General features: G+C 73.0%; 16 protein-coding genes and 1 pseudogene. 8 read left to right on the forward strand and 9 right to left on the reverse strand.

Translation table 11 applies throughout. The features are described 5' to 3' along the window. Positions 1 to 1,614 (reverse strand): ABC transporter permease (locus DN069_RS33330; protein WP_111506983.1); only part of this gene is annotated, 1,614 nt, incomplete at its 3' end. Beyond that, on the reverse strand, positions 1,611 to 2,339 hold the full coding sequence (locus DN069_RS33335) for an ABC transporter ATP-binding protein (RefSeq protein ID WP_111506984.1): 729 nt from the start codon (positions 2,337 to 2,339) through the stop codon (positions 1,611 to 1,613). The genes DN069_RS33335 and DN069_RS33330, both read right to left, overlap by 4 nt. Before the next feature lie 110 nt (positions 2,340 to 2,449). Between DN069_RS33335 and DN069_RS33340 the strand changes: the two genes are divergently transcribed. The 3 genes from DN069_RS33340 to DN069_RS41105 all read left to right on the forward strand — a co-directional run bounded on the left by DN069_RS33340 (position 2,450) and on the right by DN069_RS41105 (position 4,821). After that, positions 2,450 to 3,688, forward strand: coding sequence for a sensor histidine kinase (locus DN069_RS33340; RefSeq protein ID WP_207892362.1), 1,239 nt, complete (start codon positions 2,450 to 2,452; stop codon positions 3,686 to 3,688). A 71-nt stretch (positions 3,689 to 3,759) separates the two neighbouring features. Beyond that, the gene (locus DN069_RS33345; protein WP_111506996.1) at positions 3,760 to 4,401 is read left to right on the forward strand and encodes a response regulator; all 642 of its coding nucleotides are present in this window, start codon (positions 3,760 to 3,762) and stop codon (positions 4,399 to 4,401) included. 72 nt (positions 4,402 to 4,473) lie between these two features. Then, a complete protein-coding gene (locus DN069_RS41105; RefSeq protein WP_207892363.1) occupies positions 4,474 to 4,821 on the forward strand; it encodes a hypothetical protein in 348 nt (115 codons plus the stop codon). A 57-nt stretch (positions 4,822 to 4,878) separates the two neighbouring features. Here DN069_RS41105 and DN069_RS33355 read toward each other — a convergent pair whose 3' ends face one another. Continuing rightward, entirely contained in the window at positions 4,879 to 5,928 is a 1,050-nt protein-coding gene (locus tag DN069_RS33355) for a hypothetical protein (RefSeq protein ID WP_111506986.1), read from the reverse strand. A gap of 301 nt (positions 5,929 to 6,229) precedes the next feature. Next, positions 6,230 to 7,240: a hypothetical protein gene (locus tag DN069_RS33360; RefSeq protein ID WP_111506987.1), complete on the reverse strand. Its 1,011-nt coding sequence runs from the start codon at positions 7,238 to 7,240 to the stop codon at positions 6,230 to 6,232. 282 nt (positions 7,241 to 7,522) lie between these two features. Between DN069_RS33360 and DN069_RS33365 the strand changes: the two genes are divergently transcribed. Both DN069_RS33365 and DN069_RS33370 read left to right on the forward strand, forming a co-directional pair. Continuing rightward, complete coding sequence (locus tag DN069_RS33365; RefSeq protein ID WP_133260126.1) at positions 7,523 to 8,428, forward strand: hypothetical protein; 906 nt, start codon at positions 7,523 to 7,525, stop codon at positions 8,426 to 8,428. Continuing rightward, positions 8,425 to 9,198, forward strand: a complete 774-nt coding sequence (locus tag DN069_RS33370; protein WP_111506989.1) for a hypothetical protein — start codon at positions 8,425 to 8,427, stop codon at positions 9,196 to 9,198. The genes DN069_RS33365 and DN069_RS33370 overlap by 4 nt, the downstream gene beginning before the upstream one ends. Here the strand turns inward: DN069_RS33370 and DN069_RS33375 are convergent. Next, positions 9,188 to 9,667 carry a peroxiredoxin gene (locus tag DN069_RS33375; protein ID WP_111506990.1) on the reverse strand — a complete coding sequence of 160 codons (480 nt, stop codon included), beginning with the start codon at positions 9,665 to 9,667 and terminating at the stop codon, positions 9,188 to 9,190. The two genes, DN069_RS33370 and DN069_RS33375, sit on opposite strands and share 11 nt — an antisense overlap. Before the next feature lie 100 nt (positions 9,668 to 9,767). Here DN069_RS33375 and DN069_RS33380 point away from each other — a divergent pair, with 100 nt between their 5' ends. Continuing rightward, entirely contained in the window at positions 9,768 to 10,415 is a 648-nt protein-coding gene (locus DN069_RS33380) for a carbonic anhydrase (protein WP_207892364.1), read from the forward strand. Between the two features lie 29 nt (positions 10,416 to 10,444). Here DN069_RS33380 and DN069_RS33385 read toward each other — a convergent pair whose 3' ends face one another. Then, entirely contained in the window at positions 10,445 to 10,708 is a 264-nt protein-coding gene (locus DN069_RS33385; RefSeq protein WP_111506991.1) for a hypothetical protein, read from the reverse strand. 130 nt (positions 10,709 to 10,838) lie between these two features. Between DN069_RS33385 and DN069_RS33390 the strand changes: the two genes are divergently transcribed. Further along, positions 10,839 to 11,375 carry an NUDIX hydrolase family protein gene (locus tag DN069_RS33390; RefSeq protein ID WP_111506992.1) on the forward strand — a complete coding sequence of 179 codons (537 nt, stop codon included), beginning with the start codon at positions 10,839 to 10,841 and terminating at the stop codon, positions 11,373 to 11,375. Between the two features lie 10 nt (positions 11,376 to 11,385). On the opposite strand, the gene DN069_RS33395 is transcribed toward DN069_RS33390, so the two are convergent. Together DN069_RS33395 and DN069_RS33400 are read right to left on the reverse strand one after the other, a co-directional pair. Continuing rightward, positions 11,386 to 12,393: an MASE1 domain-containing protein gene (locus DN069_RS33395; RefSeq protein ID WP_111506993.1), complete on the reverse strand. Its 1,008-nt coding sequence runs from the start codon at positions 12,391 to 12,393 to the stop codon at positions 11,386 to 11,388. Between the two features lie 92 nt (positions 12,394 to 12,485). Further along, positions 12,486 to 13,301 (reverse strand): PP2C family protein-serine/threonine phosphatase, encoded by an 816-nt coding sequence (locus DN069_RS33400; RefSeq protein ID WP_111506994.1) that lies wholly within the window; start codon positions 13,299 to 13,301, stop codon positions 12,486 to 12,488. 513 nt (positions 13,302 to 13,814) lie between these two features. On the opposite strand from DN069_RS33400, the gene ggt reads away from it, so the two are divergent. Continuing rightward, positions 13,815 to 15,665, forward strand: coding sequence for a gamma-glutamyltransferase (ggt, locus tag DN069_RS33405; protein WP_111506995.1), 1,851 nt, complete (start codon positions 13,815 to 13,817; stop codon positions 15,663 to 15,665). Positions 15,666 to 15,970: 305 nt separating this feature from the next. On the opposite strand, the pseudogene DN069_RS33410 reads toward ggt, so the two are convergent. Next, positions 15,971 to 16,599, reverse strand: a pseudogene (locus DN069_RS33410) (protein kinase domain-containing protein); the annotation flags it as partial.

Genomic DNA, 16,599 nt, shown 5'->3' on the forward strand with positions numbered 1-16,599 from the left:
CCAGCGGCCGGAGACCAGCTGCGAACCGGACCCCGAGGCGTCGCCGACGTACGCGGTGACCGCGACCGCGCCCGTGGTCCCGGCGGCGGTGACCTGGGTGTGCGCGGCTCCGAAGAAGGACGCGGTGCCGGACTGGGCCCGGATCGCCGCCGCGACGGCGGCGGGGTCGGCCGCGCCGTGGTGGGCGGAGCCGCCGGGCGGCGCGGCCTGCGGCGGGGTGGAGGTCAGCACGCTGACGTCGGCCGCGACGCTCTTGGAGTCCTGGACCCGCTGCAGCGAACTGCTGAGCCCGTAGGCGAAGGTGACGGCGGTCGCGCCGAAGAGGACCGCGACGACCAGGGACAGCGCCCGCACCGGGCGGGCGAACGGCCGGGCCAGGCCCAGCGTCACCGGACGCGGCAGCGGCAGCGCGCGGGCCAGCCTGGCGGCGCGCCGCCCGCGCCCACCGCCGGCGGTGCGGCCGACGGACAGGGCGTCGACGGTGCGCAGCCGGCCCGCCCGCAGGGCGGTGACCAGCGCGGTGAGCGCGACCAGCAGCAACGTGCCGCCCGCGACGGCGAGGTCGACGCTCGGGGCGACGGCCAGGGTGCTGCTGCCGTAGATCTCCTCCGTCGCGGAGAGCACCTGGGTGGCGATCAGATCACCGACGAGGACGCCGAGCAGGGTGCCGACGCCCGCCGGGACCAGGGCCTGCGCCAGATAGGCGCGGACGACCTGCGCGGGTGTGAAGCCGATGGCCTTGAGCACACCGATCCGGCGGGTCCCCGAGCCGACCGCGCCGGCGACGACATTGCCGACGATGAGCACGGACATCGCGAGGCCGAGCAGCCCGAAGGCGGTCAGGAACGGCAGGAACAGCCCGGTGCTGCTCGCCTGCGCGTCCCTGACGTCGAGCCAGGTCCGCGCGCCGCTCACCGCGCCCGCGGGCAGCCCGTCGGTGACGGCGGCGCGGTCGGCGGCCAGCTGGGCGGCGGTCGCGGCGGAGTCGAAGCGGTACAGCATCTGGTAGCCGACACCGTGCGCGGCGACCGCCGCGACGTCCGACGGCTCCGCCCAGCCGTCGGCGGTGGCGTCGACGGAGCGGGCGACGCCGACCACGGTCAGCTCCCGGCTGCCGCCGCGGCCGTCGGGGACGTGCACCCGCTGCCCGACGGAGAGCTGCGGTCCGTCGTAGTCGGCGGAGACGACCAGCTGGCCGGGGCCGGTGAGCCAGTGCCCCGAGGTCAGGCTCAGGTCGTCGACGGCTCCCCGGGAGTCGGTGCGGCCGACCAGTGTCATCGGGCTCATGCTCATCCCCGCCGGGAGGTCCAGGCCGGTGACGCCGCTCGGGTCGACGGTCGCCGTCTCGAACGGTCCGGCGCTCGCGCTCACACCGTGGCCGTGCGCCGAGGCCGTGAGCTCCGCGGCGTCGACCTTCGCGCCGTCGTAGGAGACGGCGAGGTGCGCGCCGTTCTGCCGAGCGAAGGCGTGCTCGAAGGGGGCGTCGGCGGCGACCAGCAGCGAGCCGCCGAGCACGGAGGCGGTGACGGCCATCATCGCGGCGAGCCCGGTGACGGCAGTCTGCACGCGGCGACGGCCGACGCCGGCGCGCACGACCTTGCCGAGGGCGCTCACCGGGTCACCGCCTGGCGGGCGGCGCGGCCACGGGCGGTGGGCTCGTCGGCGGCGATCCGGCCGTCGACGATGCGGACCGTCCGGGTGCAGGTCTCCTCCGCGAGGCGGACGTCGTGGGTGACCAGCACGACGGTCTGACCGTCGGCGTGCAGGTCGCGCAACAGGCCGGCGACGTCCGCGCCGGAGGCGGAATCCAGCGCGCCGGTGGGCTCGTCGGCCAGCAGCAGCGGCGGCCGGTTCATCAACGCCCGGGCCACCGCCACGCGTTGCCGTTCACCACCGGAGAGTCGCCCCGGGTGGGCACGGACGTGGTGGGCGACGCCCAGGGTCTCCAGCAGGGTGTGGGCCCGGCGGCGCGCCTCCGCGCGGCCGAGGCCGGTCAGCTCGGCCGGCAGCAGTACGTTGTCGAGCACGGTCAGGTCGTCCAGCAGGTGGAAGAACTGGAAGACCATGCCGATGCGCTCGCGCCGGTAGCGGGCGGCGCCGGTCTCGTCGAGGCCGTCGACGCGGACGCCGTCGACGGTGACGGTGCCGCTGTCGGGGCGGTCGAGCCCCGCGATCATGTTGAGCAGCGTGGACTTGCCGCTGCCCGAGGGACCGAGGATCGCGACCGCCTCGCCGCGCCCGACGGTCACCGAGACCTCCCGCAGAGCGGCCGGGCCGTCGGTGAAGTTGCGGTTCACGCCGCTGAGTTGGATCAGTGGATCGGTCGTCTTCTGCGTCATGGCGAAAAAGTACGGCCGGGGGCGGTTCGGACACGTCGGTCACACGAGGCATTTGCCGTACCGCGCTGGGATGATGGCCGCGGGGATCATCCTTGTGGTGTAGTCGTGCGGTGTACTCACCCGCTCGCCTGCGCGAACGTGTCGCCGCCCTGGCCCGGCCGACGGACGCGCCGCCCCGGCTGACCCGCCGCCGGCGCCTTGCCGACGCCGCGTTGGCGGTCATCTTCGTGCTCGTGGAGATCCGCGCCGCGCTCACCGCGCCCAACGTGCCGTCCACTCCCCTGGATTTGCTGCTGCTCGCCGCCGTGACGGCCGTACCGCTGGCCTGGCGACGGCGGCTGCCGCTGGGCGCGCTCTGGGTCCAGCTGGCCCTGGCCTGCGCATTGTTGCTCCGGTCGGCCTACCCGGACGTCCTGTTCGCCACCTCGCTGGTCACCATGGTGGCCCTGTACGCCGCGGTCGCCCACAGCCCCTACCGCAATCGGGCGTTGGCGACCCTGCCGGTGGCGGGCACGGTGCTGGTGCTGCAGCTGTCCCGGTCCAAGCTGCCGCACTTCCCCAACGGGTTGGTGGGCGCGCTGCTGCTGTTCCCGGTCGTCGCGGTCGCGCTCGGGCAGCGCCACTGGGCGCGCCGCGCCGAGCTCGGCCGGGCCCGGCTGCGCGCGCTCGAACTCGACCAGATCGACGCGCTGCGGCAGGCCGTCGAGCACGAACGCGCCCGAATCGCCCGCGAGTTGCACGATGTCGTCACCCACAACGTCAGCGTGATGGTGATCCAGGCCGGGGCCGCGCGGATGGTCGTGGACCAGGATCCCGCCCTGGCCAAGGAGGCCCTGCTGGCCATCGAGACCGGCGGCCGCGCCGCGATGGCGGACCTGCGCAACGTCATGGGCCTGCTGACGATGGACAGTTCCGGCGATGACCCGGCGGGCCACGCCGAACTCGCCCCGCAGCCCGGCCTCGACGGCCTGGAGGCGCTGGTCGCGCGGATGCGCCTGGCCGGCATCGAGCTGGCACTGGACGTCTCCGGCGAGCCCCGGCCGTTGCCGCCCGGCGTGGAGCTCACCGCCTACCGTGTGGTGCAGGAGGCGCTGACCAACATGGTCAAGCACGCCGTCGGCGCGAGCGCGGCGATCCGCGTCGACTACGGTGCGGAGCAGCTCGACGTCGACGTCGCCAACACCGAGGGCCGTCCCGGCGAGGCCGCCGCGACCGGCAGCGGCCGCGGTCTGGTCGGCCTGCGCGAGCGGCTCTCCCTCTACGGCGGCACCCTGCACACGGGCCCGCGCCCGACCGGCGGTTACCGCGTCCGCGCCACCATCCCCCTGGACCTGTTGGAGACCCTGTGACCACCACCCCGCTCGCCCCGCTGCGCGTCGTGATCGCGGACGACCAGGCGCTGGTGCGCACGGGCTTCCGGATGATCCTCGCCGCCCAGGGCATCGAGGTCGCCGCCGAGGCCGACAACGGCGAGGCCGCGGTCCACCAGGTGCTGCGCACCAAGCCCGACGTGGTGCTGATGGACATCCGGATGCCGGAACTCGACGGCCTGGAGGCCACCCGCCGCATCCTGGCCACCCACGGCGAGGACGCCCCGCGGGTGATCATCCTGACCACCTTCGACCTGGACCAGTACGTCTACGCCGCGCTGAACGCGGGCGCGAGCGGCTTCCTGCTCAAGGACGTGAGCCCGGAGCACCTGGTCTCCGCCGTCCGCATGGTCCGCACCGGCGACGCGCTGCTGGCCCCGACCATCACCCGACGCCTGGTCAAGCGCTTCGCCCGCGGGGATGCCTCCCCGCTGCCCGCCGGCCAGGACCAGGCCTCCCTCCACCGCGGCCTCGCCTCCCTGACGGCCCGCGAGTCGGAGGTCCTCGGCCTGGTCGCCCGCGGCCTCAGCAACGCCGAACTCGCCTCCCACCTGCACCTCTCGGAGGCGACGGTGAAGACCCACGTCGCCCGCATCCTCGCCAAGCTGGGCCTGCGCGACCGGGTCCAGGCCGTCGTCCTCGCCTACGAGACGGGCCTGGTCACCCCGGGCGACGACGAGTCAGGGCAGTGACCCGCCGGACCGGCCCGGGACGCCGGCGAATAATCGGGTGCCGATTCCGCGCCCACGTCTCAGACTGCGGTCATGGCTGATCTGCGGCTCGTCTGGACACTCACCGGCCACGGGTGGGCCGACTGCGGAATCGGTGACGCGCGAACCGAAGCCGAGGTCACAGCCTCGTACATCACCAACGCCCCTGAGGATCTGCTGACCGCGGTCGCCCGCCTCCTCACCGGTGAGACCGAGACGCGTGCCCAGTTCGACGCGGAACCCGGGCAGAAGCTCGACACCGTGGCGCGAGCAGTGATCCGCTGCTTCGACGAGGTCTCCAGGGAGTACGGCGAGAGCGGATACCGCGGCAAGTGGGGCGAACACTTCCCCCGCTTCGAACTCGAAGCCCTCAGATCGCTCTGGCGCAGGGCCGGAGCGTGAGCAGAGCAGGGCGCAGAGATGAGATCCCTGCGCCCCTGCCCGAGAGCGACTACCGCGTCACTGCGAGGAGAAGACGCAGCCGTTGTCCTTGTTGGAGTAGAGCGGCTGCATCGCGAAGGTGCCGGTGGAGAAGTTGACCGTCTGGTCGTTGTCCCAGGCGCAGAGGTCGCCGATCTCCTCGCCGTTGGAGTCGACGTAACCGCTGGAGGGCTCGGGGTCGGTGATGGCCTCGGCGTACTCGTGGCCGCCGACGATGCTGAAGCCGTCGAGCTGGTTCTGGACCGAGCTCGCGCCGCAGCCGGAGCCGGCGTCGAGGACGTACGGCATGTTGGTGTAGGCGACGTTGCCGTCCCAGTTGTGCCAGGCGCAGAAGCCGGCGTTCGGGAAGCCGTCCGGCTGGGTGCCGGAGGGGCTCATCACGTAGATGTCCACGTTCGGGCCGGAGACGCCGAAGTGCGAGGCGGCGTTGTCGGCCTCGGCGGCGATCTGCGCCTGCGTCGGCGCGGCCGGTGCGGCGGAGCCGTTGTCGGCCCAGGTGCCGCCCAGGACGGAGCCGTTGAAGCTCGGGGAGGCGCCGCTGCTGTCGGTGTACTGGCTGGTCACCGTGGACCAGGTGTCACCGGAGGCGCCCATGCCGTTGAAGAAGTTCTGCATGTACTGCTGGACGCCGTTGGCGTCGTTGTCCCACTGGTTGCCCCAGAAGTCGAGGTAGATCTGCGGCGAGGTCTGCAGCGGACCGCCGCCGTACTGCAGGCCCGAGGTCTGTGTGGTGGGCGGGTAGACCGTGGCGTTGGTGTCCGTGGTGGACGTGTGGCGCGTGCCCTTCGCGGCCTGCTGCTTGCCGCGCATCGGCACCACACCGGAGGGCTTGTGCAGCTGCACGTGGAAGGTCTTGCCGGCGAGGTGGACGGTGATGGTCCGTCCGCTCTGCTGCACCGGGGCGGGCTTCGACGCCGTGGCGGGCTTGGCGGCGGCCGCCGTGGTGGTGTCGGCCTGGGCCGTGGCCATGGTGATCGAGGCGGTCACGGCCACGGTGGCGGCCGCGGCGGCAACGGCGATCGAGCGACGTATGGTGCGCTGACGCCTGGTGCGGAGACTGCGGTGCACGAGGGTTCCTCCCTGCTGCTTCTCCTGAGATCCGGTCAGGCAGCAGCCTGGGATCCACTCGTAGTGGTGACAACCGGGTAACGATTGCCTGAAAGAATTCTGTGAAATCTCCGGGAGGCTGCCGCCCCGCGAGATCAGGGCTCCGGGACGAGCAGGCGGACGGAACGTGAACATTCCTGTTTTCACAGTTGTGTTCGCACCCCGAACGGAAGGGTGATGTCACTCCCGAGCGTGGCCGACACGGCACGATGTGTGCACGACAACCGCGGCGAAGCTCCTCCGAACGGCCGCCTCCGGCCGCTCACTCCCACTCCCAGCGAAAGCCCTCGAAGCCCGGTTCCCGGTCCAGGCTGACGAGTTGGACCAGACCACCCGGCCCCGGGCGCAGCTCCTGCACGTCACGCTCCTCCCCGTCGTAGCTGTCGCGCTCCACGCGGTAGCAGCGCACCGGCAGCCGCGCCTCGTCGAAGTGGGCACGCAGCACGAGCTCGCGCAGCGGCTGCCGGGTGCCGTAGAGGTACTCGCCCACCGGCTGGGTGCCGGCTCCCGCGCGGTACTCGTAGTCGAAGGCGTACGGCTGCCCGACCCGGAGCGGGGTGTCGAAGAGCAGCTCGGTGAGCTGCAGTCCCGTACGCGCGTCGGCGCGCACCCGGCCCTGGCGGCAGCCGTGCAGCGGATGGACGGTCGGCGGGCTCTCGCTCGGGGAGTCCGGGATGTTGACGCAGACGAACCGGTCCAGGCCCGGCTCCTGCGGGATGACGATGCGTCGGATCCGCTCCACCGACCAGGAGCGGTCGACCCGCATCCAGCGGTCGCCGTGCACGCTGACGTGCTCGTAGCTGCTGTTGACCGAGACGTCCATCTCGCACAGCGTCAGCGCCGCCAGCAGCTCCCCCGGCAGCACCTCCGCGAAGCCGAGCTCGGTGCCGCGTCTGCCGCGCGCGAAGCGGCCCCGCGGGCGGCGCGGTCCCAGCAGCGCCACCAGCGTGGAGGACGGCAGACCGCACAGCTCCTCGATGGCCCGGACCGCGCGCAGCGACTCCGCGCGCTCGGGGCGGCGCAGGCCGCGCTGCCAGTAGCTGAGCGTCGAGAGGCCGACCGCGACCCCGTCGCCGGCCAGCCGCCGGCGCAGACTGTCCAGGCTCAGGCCCGATTCGGCGATGGCGAGTTGGAGCGCCGTCTCGAAGGGGCCGTTGCGCAGCGCCGTCTCCAGTGCCCGGGAGATCCGCCGGGGCGTGGGCGCCGGGGGCGCCGCCAGGCCCGGACGGATGGGACGTGGTCGGCTTCGTGTGACGCCCGCGCTGTCGTTCAAGGTTCTGCTCCCGCCCTTCGGCCGTGCGTGCACCCGTCCACGCGTGCATCTCCTTCAGGAACTGGAGGGGCGACTGCCGGACGAGTGGGCCATACGCTTCCTGTGCTGCTTTGTACGCGTCAAGGTGAGAACGTGGACCTTGGTGTGAATCACACCCTTCTTTCACGGCGGCGGGCCCGCAGACGGCGGTCCGTGACCTCTCACCTGCGGACAGTGGCGACGACGCGCCCACCGGAGCCGCCGTTCGGGCGCGGCGGGGCCCGTGGTGTTGTACTGGGTCGTATGGCGGGTGGACAGGGTCGCCGGCGCAGGCGCCGGGCCGCGCGGGCGGAACAGACGCGCCAGGCCGAGCGGATGCGCACGCGGGTGCGGCTGCTGATCGAGCTGACCGCGCGCAACGCCGCCTACCGCAAGGGTCTGCTCGCCGCGGCCGACGGCCTGAGCCCGCAGGAGGCCGCGATCATGGGCGCCCTGGAGGGCCACGGCCTCCAGGTCCCGCAACTGCACGACGTGCTGTGCGGCGGTCACGTCCTGGTCGACGACCCCGGGCTCTACGAGGAGTGGCTCTTCCCCGAGGTGAGCCACCAGCGTCTGTCGAGCCATCACCGCGACGTCGACAAGACGCGGTACCCGGACATCGGCATGCGCGGCGCGGTCGTCCGCGAGAAGCTGCACGGCCGCACCGCGACCGGCACCTGGCTCCAGCTGGAGAAGACGCCGGCCGCGTTCGGCAAGCGCAAACTGCCTTCCCTGAACGACCTCCGGCATCTGCTGGACTATTTCGTCTATCGGATCACCCGCAGCAACGTCGGCCCCTGGGGGCTGTCCCGGGTGACCGAGCGTCGCCCGATGTACCTCTCCCCCGCGCTCGCCCTGCCGACCGGGGTCGGTCCGGAGATCTCCCACGCGCTCGCCGCCACCCTGCGCGGCATCGAGGAGTCCGACGACCAGACCTCCGCCTCGGCGGACCTCGCCGTGCGCTTCCCGCCACCCGAACGCGGCGATCCCACCGACGAGCTGGGCCGGGCCCTGTCCGGACGCGGCGGACGCGGTCTCTTCGGCAACTCCGAGGTCTGGGTGAGCGAGGCCCCGCTGCCGCCCGCCGCCGAGGTGCTGTTCGCCCCCGGCTCGCAGCCGCAGCCGGGGACCCGATGGATCGAGGAAGACGGAATCGAGGACGACGGATGAGCGACGAGGCCTCCGAGAACCCCGAGGCCCAGGTCCTGCCGGGCTCGGTCTCGGTGCCCGAGGGCATGGTGGCCGGGGTGGTGGAGCTGGTGCAGACCGGGGCCGTGCCGCTCGGCGCCTACACGATCGCCGAGCTGACGGTCGTCGACGCCGTCGTCGACTTCCTGGAGACGCGCCCCTCCGACGAGGTGCTGGCGGAGGCGGTGCGCTCGCTGGCGGCTCGGCAACTGCTGGTCGCCGGCAAGGGCGAGGACCAGATCCAGGTGCGCGGCGACCTCGGCATCACCGTCGCCTTCCAGCGCCGCGCCAGCACCGTGCTGGACGCCCGCATCACCGGCGCCGGGCCCGGCGAGGCCTGGCGCACCCTCGTCCTGCCGCAGCCGGAGCCCGTCTGCCTGGTCGTCCGCATCGACGCGCTGGGCGTGCACGAGGTCTCCCTGCACACCCTGGACGACACCCTGCGCATGCTCAGCGAGTGGCTGCCGCGCGGGCCCTGGGCCGAGCCGACGGACCGGGCCGACCCGGACCAGGTCCTGGCCGCCGCCGAGCGCTCCGCGCTGCTGACCGCGATCGCCTACTCCGCCGTCGGCTCCGCCGAGACCGCCGAGTCGACCACCGACCTCGTCCTGGCCCAGCGCGACGGCCGCCTGCACGCCTTCGTCCGCGACACCGCCGAACCGTCCCGCCTACTGGCCAAGGACGACGGCCGCACGCGCGGCGTGCGTGACGCCGTCGCCGTCCTGCTGGGCGGGCCGGCCCTCAGACCGTGAGCAGGGCCAACTGCGCGGTCAGCGTCTGCACGTCACGGAAGGTCAGCCCGAGCGCCGCCACGTGCTTCCAGCGCAGCACACCCTCCGCGTCCACGACGAACACCGAGCGGCGCACCATCGCACCCAGGGTGATCCCGTAGTCCGCGGCGACCGTGCGCTCGGTGTCGGCCAGCAGCGGCAGGCGCAGGCCGTGCTTGTGTGCGAACGCCTCGTGGCTGGCGATGTCCTGGGTGCTGATGCCCCAGACCGTCGCGCCGAGGTCGGTGAACTGCTCCAGTCCGGAGGAGTACGAACAGAGCTGCTTGGTGCAGACCGGGGTGTCGTCTCCGGGGTAGAAGGCGAGCACGACCGGGTGCCCGCGCTCCCCCGACAGGGTCAACTCGCTCCGGACCGCCGCCCCGTCCACCAACTGCACGGCGGGAAGCGTGAAATCGGGCGCCGCTGCGCCCACTGCGGGACTCTTCGCCATCCGCACAGCGAACCACACCCGCGCGGGCCCGCCGCGGGCGGGGCACGGTTGTGAACCAGCCCACGAGGTGCGCCCGAGCGCGAGGCCGTAGGCTGCGGGTATGAGCGATTCGATCACGAGCGTGCCGTCGCCCGAAGACTCCCTGCGGACCCTGCTCTCCGGCAACCGACGCTTCGTCGACGGATCACCCGAGCACCCCAACCAGGACGCCGCGCGCCGGGCCGCGACCGTGCCCACCCAGCGCCCGTTCGCGGTGCTGTTCGGCTGCTCCGACTCCCGCCTCGCCGCCGAGATCATCTTCGACCGCGGCCTCGGCGACCTCTTCGTGGTCCGCACCGCCGGCCATGTGATGGGCCCCGAGGTGCTGGGCAGCATCGAGTACGGCGTCAGCATCCTCGACTGCCCGCTCGTCGTGGTCCTCGGCCACGACCAGTGCGGCGCGGTCGCCGCGACGTGCGATGCCCTCGACGGCTCCGCCCCCGCCCCCGGCTACGTCCGCGACGTGATCGAGCGCGTCACCCCGAGCGTGCTGGCCGCCCGCTCGGCCGGGATCGAGTCGCGCGACGCGATCGTCGAGGAGCACATAAGGCAGACCGTCGACCTGCTGCTGGACCGCTCCCGGGTCCTGGCGGACGCGGTCGACTCCGGCCGCACGGCCATCGTCGGCCTGTCCTACCGCCTGGACGACGGCACCGCCCACCTGATCTCCACCCGCGGCGTGAACGAGGCGGTCGCCGCCCAGGCCTGAGCCCTGGGAGCCCGCGGCTGCGGCGCAGGTCAGCGCAGGTCAGCCGCGGGCCATTCACCCGGATGGTCGACCCAGAAGCTCTGCGCCGGATCCTCCAGGTCCGCGCCCGGCCGCTCGTGGTGCACCAGCCGTCTGAGCTCGTGCGCGTCGTGGCACCGCGCCGGGTCGGTGACCGTGCCGTCCTCGCGCATCACCCGCACCTCCCGCCACGGCACGCCGGGCGTCAGTGCGTCGACGAGGACCGGGCACTCCGGGTTGGGCCAGACGGGCCCGTCGGTGGGTGTCCCAGCCATGGTCCGAGCCATGCTCCGAGCATCGCGCGGCGCGGGTCTTCGCGCACGTCAGGCGAACAACGGATGACGCCACGTCGCCCTCGTCCCGGGCCTCCCGCGAGCGACGGGTCGGGGACAGTACGATCACCCAATGGCTGACTTCACCCAGACCACGCCCGGTTGGCTCGAAGCCGACGAACTGTCGGCTGCTCGCGCGCAGTTGCCCGTCCTCTACGTCAACGCGGTGCCGGTACGCGTGGACGAGGGCGGCGAAGTCACACACGTCGGCCTGCTGTTGGGCATCGACTCCGACGGCACCGTGACCCGGACCCTGGTCTCCGGCCGGGTGCAGTACCACGAGCGGGTGCGCGACGCACTGCTGCGCCACCTGGAGAAGGACCTCGGCCCCGTCGCGCTGCCGCGGATCCCGGCCTCGCTGCAGCCGTTCACCGTCGCCGAGTACTTCCCCACCCCCGGCATCACCCCGTACCACGACCCTCGCCAGCATGCGGTGGCGCTCGCCTACGTCGTCCCCGTGGCGGGCGACTGCCGGCCGCGCCAGGACGCACTGGACCTGGTCTGGTTCAGCCCCCAGGAGGCCGTCTCAGAGCTGGTCCAGCAGGACATGCCCGGCGGCCAGGGCGTCCTGCTCAAGCAGGCCCTCGCCCACGCCGGCTGCATGATCTGACCGGTCGGCGTCAGCCGTCCTGCGCCCCCGGCCAGCGGTCCGGCCACTGGTCGGCGACCTCGTCGGGGGCCAGCCGGGCCACGACCTCGGCCAGCCCGACGCAGGCCTCGGCGATCATGCGGTGCGTGTTGTCGCGCTCGGTGATCACCGCGGAGAGCAGCAGCGCGGTCAGCGCGGCCGAGCCGTTGAGCGCCTGCAGCATGAACATCTCCGCGGCCACGCCGTGTCCCGCGAAGGGGCCCGCGTGGTCGATCGCGGCGACCACCGCGAGGACCGAGACGATCAGCACGCACGGCGCCGCCCCGGGCATCTGGAACCGGATCGCCGCCCAGATCACGAGCGGGAACACCAGGAACAGCAGCGACAGCGCACTGTGCGTGACCAGCAGCATCACCCCGACCGTCGCGCCCAGCAGCAGCGCCAGCTCCACCCAGCGCATCATCGGGGTGTCCCTGGGCGCCCGCACATAGCGGGCCGCCAGCAGCAGCGGGGTGACCACGAGCACGCCCATGGCGTCACCCGTCCACCAGGCGGTCCACGCCTCCCAGTAGTCGTGCGGCTTCAGCGCCCCCTCCGCGAGCAGGATCAGTGTCGAGGCGCTGGAGCTCACCAGCGTGCTCACCAGCGCGACGCAGACCAGGGCGAGCCCGTCCCGCAACCGGTCCAGCTGCGGCCGGAACTTCACGACCCGCAGGAACAGCCAGGCGAGCACGGGCGCGAGCGTGGCGCCCACGACGATGCCGAGCCCCGGCCAGCTGAGGTGCCAGTGCGCGATCGACAGCACCACCAGCCACTGGCCGAGCGCGATCCCCGGCCACACGCGCAGCCCGAGCAGCAGCAGCGCCGCGACGGCGACCCCGGACGGCGGCCACAGGGGGGTGACCCGCACGCCCTCGACGACGACCTGCGCGAGCAGCCCCAGGCGACCGCTGCCGAAGTAGACCCCAGCCACGACCAGCATCCACAGGACCGCCACCCACCACGCCCGCGTCGCCCCCGCGCGCTCCTCACCTGACATGCCCCTACTTTCCCGGCGCAGCCCCCGCGGGCGCGATCGTGACACGCCCGCAGCCGCGATCATCACACCCTGGCCCGCAGGGGCACACGCAGTCAGCGGTCGTGGCGCAGCACCAGCACCGCGGCGTCGTCGCGGTGGCCGGTGAGTTCCGCGACGCGGATGAGGTCGGCGGCCAGATTGGCCGGTTCGCCGTCGGCGCGGGCCTGGATCAGGGCCACGATGTGGTCGAGCCCCTCGTCGATCGAGAAGGACGGACCCTCCACCACACCGTCGGTGACCAGCACGAATGCGCCGGTGCCGGTGAGGCGCCGATGGGAGACCGGGTAGGGCTCGCCGGCCTGGATGCCGAGCGGGAGGCCCCCGGGTTCGGCGTCGACGCCGTGGGCGCCGTCGGTCGCGGCCCAGACCGCCGGGACGTGGCCGGCCCGGGCCATGGCCAGCTCGCCGCTGGCGGGGTCGTAGCGCAGGAAACTGCAGGTGGCGAAGAGGTCCGGGTCCATGGCGACCAGCAGGTCGTTGGTCCGGCCGAGCACCTCCCCGGGGTCGGGGGTGACCGTGGCCAGCGCGCGCAGCGCGATGCGAACCTGGCCCATGAACGCCGCGGCCTCGACGTCGTGCCCCTGGACGTCGCCCACGGAGAAGCCGAGCACGCCGCCGGGCAGGACGAAGCCGTCGTACCAGTCGCCGCCGATGTCGAGCCCGTGCCGGGCGGGGGCGTAACGCGCCGCTGCGCGCAGGCCTGCGGCCTGCGGCAGCGCCGAGGGCAGCAGGTCCCGCTGGAGCGCGGCGGCGAGCTCCACACGGGCTTTCTGGGACTCCACACGCTCCAGCGCCTCCGCGGTCAGCCGACCGAGGGTGCTCAGCAATTCGTCCGAGCTCGCGGACGCCGGGGGGCGGCGTCGGACCATGGACCGCTCCGTTCGACGTCGGGGCCTTCGCGGGGCGCCTGTGGGGGCGTACCCCACCCTATTGTCCTCTGATCGCCCGTTTCGGGGACGAATCCGGTTGTTCACACGCCGGACGGGGGCTGTGGCGCTCGTCACGGTGCCTGTCACGACGGCCGCGCGTCCTGTGGCGTGCGGTCCTGCCGGCTTTTGTTCTCGCCGCCCCCTCGCACCAGTCCTGGTCCGGCTCGCGCGCCTCCCGGGTGGGAGCCGTCGGCGCCGCCGAGGCGGTCGCTGCCGCTCTGCCGGGCCCCGTCCTCCGCGTCGCGGGCCGGCACCTCCCGCGCCGACCGGATCTGTGAACGCTCCCGCCGGTCGACCGTCGCGTGCCGTCCCTTCCTCCCGCCTGCGGGCTCACCACCCCTGTCACGGACGCGATCCGCGAATGCTTCCCGGCCGAACCGTGACGCCTCCTTGTCATGGCCGGAGCCTTCGTGTCCCAATGGTCATTCTCAACTCGCCCGATCGGAGGCCTGGATGAGTACACGTCGAGTCAGGCGCACCGCCCGTCTCGCACCGCCCCTGCTGCTCGCCGCCGCGCTGACCGCCTTCTCGCTCGCGCCCGCCGCCGGGGCGACGCCCGCGGCACACGGGGCGGCGCCGGCCGCCGTGCCCGCTCCGAAACAGCCGGAGGCCACCGGGACCGGCGGCGCCGTCGCGAGTGTGTCCGCAGAGGCGACCGACATCGGCATCGAGGTGCTGCGGCGCGGCGGCAACGCCGTGGACGCGGCCGTGGCGACCGCGGCCGCCCTCGGCGTCACCGAGCCCTACTCCTCCGGCATCGGCGGAGGCGGCTACTTCGTCTACTACGACGCCCACCGGCACCAGGTCTACACGCTCGACGGACGGGAGACCGCACCGAGCACCGCCGACCAGAACCTCTTCGTGGAGAACGGCCAGGCGCTGCCGTTCTGGACCGCCGTCAACAGCGGCCGCTCCGTGGGCGTCCCCGGTTCGCTGCTCACCTGGCAGCAGGCGCTGGACCGTTGGGGCACCCGGTCGCTCGCGCAGTCGCTGAAGCCCGCCGAGAAGCTGGCCAACAGGGGCTTCGTCGTCGACCAGACCTTCCACGACCAGACCGCGCAGAACCAGGCCCGGTTCGCCTACTTCCCGGCCACCCGGGACCTGTTCCTGCCGGGCGGGCAGCCGCCGGCCGTCGGTAGCGTCTTCCGCAACCCCGATCTGGCGGCCACCTACCGCGAGTTGGAGCGCCAGGGCGTCGGCGCCCTGTACCGGGGCGACATCGGACGGGACATCACCTCCGTGGTGCAGCACCCGCAGGTCGACCCGGCCTCCGGCTGGTACGCGCGCTCCGGCGCGATGACGCAGGCCGACCTGGCCGGCTACGGGGTGCGCGCTCAGGCGCCCACCGAGGTCGACTACCGCGGCCTGGACGTCTACGGCATCGCGCCCTCCTCCAGCGGCGGCACGACCACGGGCGAGGCGCTCAACATCCTCAACGACTTCGACCTCGCGCACGCCTCCTCGGTGCAGTACCTGCACGACTACCTGGAGGCCTCCCGGATCGCCTTCGCGGACCGCAACCGCTGGGTTGGCGACCCGCGCTTCGAGAACGTGCCCACGCAGGCGCTGCTCTCGCAGCGCTATGCCGACTCCCGTGCCTGCCTCATCAAGCCGGACTCGAGCCTCACCAGCCCGCTCGCCCCCGGCGACCCGCTGCACCCCTCCGCCGGCTGCGTCGACGCGGGCACCCCCGCACCGACCACGCCGGAGGGCACCCACACCACGCACCTGACGGTCGCCGACAAGTGGGGCAACGTCGTCTCGTACACGCTGACGATCGAGCAGACCGGCGGCAGCGCGATGACCGTGCCCGGCCGCGGCTTCCTGCTCAACAACGAGCTGACGGACTTCGACTTCACCCCGGCCGTCGCGGGCGTCCACGACCCGAACCTGCCCGGCCCCGCCAAGCGGCCGCGCTCGTCGATGTCGCCGACGATCGTGCTGAAGAACGGCCGGTTCGACTTCGCGGTCGGCTCACCCGGCGGCGCCACGATCATCACCACGGTGCTGCAGGTCCTGCTCGGCCACGTGGACCGCGGCCTCAGCCTCGAACAGGCCATCGCGGCCCCCCGGATCAGCCAACGCAACGCCGCGACGACGGAGGCCGAACCGGCCTTCCTGGGCAGCGCGGACGAGGCGGGGCTGCAGGCGATCGGCGAATCCTTCACCCTCAACCCGGAGATCGGCGCGGCCACCGGCATCCAGGCCCTCCCGGGCGGCCTGCTCCAGGCCGCGGCCGAGCCCGTCCGCCGCGGCGGCGGCGCGGCCGCGGTCGTCGACCCGGTGGGAGGCCCGGGGCACTGACGCCCGCTCATACGTGTGCCCCCGCCCGGACGCTGTCGTCCGGGCGGGGGCACACGGCGTTCTGACCCGACGTCACATCAGGCTGTAGGTGATGAGCGTGGAGAGCAGCAGCGTCACACCGCCCAGCAGTGCCAGCTTGAGGTACGCGGAGCGGTCGGCGCCGCGGGCGGCGCCGCTGCGCGGACGGGACGCCGTGGCCGGGGCGGGCTGATGCTGCGGCGGCTTCGGCGCGGCCTGCCGCGGCGCCTGCCGGCCGGCCGACGGCACCGAGATCTGCGGCGCGGGCTGCGCCATGATCGACAGCGTCTGCCCCGAGAGCAGGCGCTCGATGTCGGCGCGCATCTCGTCCGCGCTCTGGTAGCGCTCCTCGCGGTCCTTGGCCAGCGCCTTCAGCACGACCGCATCGATACCGGGCGAGATCTGCGGGTCGAACACCGACGGCGGCTGCGGCTGGTCCTGGACGTGCTGGTAGGCCACGGAGATCGGCGAGTCGCCGACGAAGGGGGGACGCAGCGCGAGCAGCTCGTACAGCAGGCAGCCGGTCGAGTACAGGTCGGTCCGCGCGTCCACCTGCTCGCCGCGCGCCTGCTCCGGCGAGAGGTACTGCGCGGTGCCGATCACCGCGGACGTCGCGGTCATCGTCATCCCGGCCTCGCCCATCGCGCGGGCGATGCCGAAGTCCATGACCTTCACCATGCCCTGACGGTTCAGCATGACGTTGGCGGGCTTCATGTCGCGGTGGACGATCCCGTTGCGGTGCGAGTACTCCAGCGCCTGCAGGATGCCCGTCGTCATCTCCAGCGCGCGCTCGGGCAGTAGGCGCCGGCCCGACTGCGTGAGCGCGAGGAGGGTCGAGCCCTCGACGTACTCCATCACGATGTACGGCAGCGAGACGCCGTCGAGGTAGTCCTCGCCGGTGTCGTAGACCGCGACG

The sequence above is a fragment of the Streptacidiphilus pinicola genome (assembly GCF_003258295.1).
GTDB classification, from domain to species: domain Bacteria; phylum Actinomycetota; class Actinomycetes; order Streptomycetales; family Streptomycetaceae; genus Streptacidiphilus; species Streptacidiphilus pinicola.

Coding starts and splice junctions, on each gene's coding strand:
- DN069_RS33335 (WP_111506984.1), bottom strand. CDS start 2,339: ATGACGCAGAAGACGACCGATCCACTGATCCAACTCAGCGGCGTGAAC.
- DN069_RS33345 (WP_111506996.1), top strand. CDS start 3,760: ATGATCCTCGCCGCCCAGGGCATCGAGGTCGCCGCCGAGGCCGACAAC.
- DN069_RS41105 (WP_207892363.1), top strand. CDS start 4,474: ATGGCTGATCTGCGGCTCGTCTGGACACTCACCGGCCACGGGTGGGCC.
- DN069_RS33365 (WP_133260126.1), top strand. CDS start 7,523: ATGGCGGGTGGACAGGGTCGCCGGCGCAGGCGCCGGGCCGCGCGGGCG.
- DN069_RS33370 (WP_111506989.1), top strand. CDS start 8,425: ATGAGCGACGAGGCCTCCGAGAACCCCGAGGCCCAGGTCCTGCCGGGC.
- DN069_RS33375 (WP_111506990.1), bottom strand. CDS start 9,667: ATGGCGAAGAGTCCCGCAGTGGGCGCAGCGGCGCCCGATTTCACGCTT.
- DN069_RS33380 (WP_207892364.1), top strand. CDS start 9,768: ATGAGCGATTCGATCACGAGCGTGCCGTCGCCCGAAGACTCCCTGCGG.
- DN069_RS33385 (WP_111506991.1), bottom strand. CDS start 10,708: ATGGCTGGGACACCCACCGACGGGCCCGTCTGGCCCAACCCGGAGTGC.
- DN069_RS33390 (WP_111506992.1), top strand. CDS start 10,839: ATGGCTGACTTCACCCAGACCACGCCCGGTTGGCTCGAAGCCGACGAA.
- DN069_RS33395 (WP_111506993.1), bottom strand. CDS start 12,393: ATGTCAGGTGAGGAGCGCGCGGGGGCGACGCGGGCGTGGTGGGTGGCG.
- DN069_RS33400 (WP_111506994.1), bottom strand. CDS start 13,301: ATGGTCCGACGCCGCCCCCCGGCGTCCGCGAGCTCGGACGAATTGCTG.
- ggt (WP_111506995.1), top strand. CDS start 13,815: ATGAGTACACGTCGAGTCAGGCGCACCGCCCGTCTCGCACCGCCCCTG.